We start from the raw sequence: 1,051 nt of genomic DNA on the forward strand, positions 1-1,051 counted from the left end.
TTAGCAATCTGTGAAGTTCCTGCACCAGTACCACTCATATCCTGAACCTTTGTGAATGCTTCACGATCATAGCTGTGCTTCTTCCCTCTGTACTTACTCCCATCACTCTTGGCGGCCTCTATATCCGCTCTCTGAGCCTCTTTGGTGGCTTCTGCTTGTGCCTGTGCTGTTGCAGCCATGAAGGCGATCAGTGCATCTCTTACGGCCTCTTGCATGGGGTCTTTGGTGGCTCCGTCAAATGTCATGTTGTTGATCACGGTACGGATGATCACACCTTCGCGCATGAAGTGCCTGATGGTGTCTGTTACGTCCTGATAGTTTCGCCCTAGGCGATCCACCCAACGCACCACAAGGATATCCCCCGATCTAAGCTTATCAAACAGCCTCTTGCCCTCTGTACGGTCTTTGAGCTTCGTGCCAATGCCAGAGATACCATGATCGGCAATCACATCATCAATCGTAAACCCTGCATTCTCTGCTTGGGTCTTTTGATGAGCGATGTTCTGATCGGTAGTTGAAACACGTGCGTAGAGTATGGTTGCCATTTAGTCTTCCTTTGGGTGTCCGTTAAGGTATTGACCATTTGACATGGTGTACGATTAAAAATGTAACCCTTACGGATAAAAAATAGAATACCTTTTCAGTGACCATTGAAGTATACCCTAATGGATAAAAGCTAAATGCGCTGGGCTTGTCCTCGATTACCCCACGGTCATTCTAAATCTCGGTTTTAAACCCCTAGGCTACTCACGAAGTTCTTTCGGGATGTTGTGAATGAAGGGCTAGGGGGACGGGGGGGATTTGTGAAAGGCTGCTAACCATATACCATTTCAAATTTATGACCCAAAAATACTCTGACCCTATTTCATAAAAGGGATGATGAAGATGAGATCAGGTCAAAAGGGCTTGGCAATGAACTTCATCCTAACCTTACGAGTAACCTAATGGAATTCATCCCTAAGTACCTTAACAGTGTCTAAGTGAGTTTCTATGTTCAATTGACCATGAGCCTAGACAATTAGCTCATCATCTTTCATCTGATTAAATTAAA

The 1,051-nt window shown here is 45.1% G+C and carries 1 protein-coding gene; it reads right to left on the reverse strand.

Annotated features, from left to right (window positions below; genetic code table 11):
* On the reverse strand, window positions 1-545 hold a 545-nt coding region (locus IE094_RS15470), incomplete at its 3' end, for a recombinase family protein (RefSeq protein ID WP_189641612.1).
* Between the last annotated feature and the right edge of the window lie 506 nt (window positions 546-1,051).

The organism is Paramylibacter ulvae (genome assembly GCF_014652655.1).
GTDB lineage: Bacteria > Pseudomonadota > Alphaproteobacteria > Rhodobacterales > Rhodobacteraceae > Amylibacter > Amylibacter ulvae.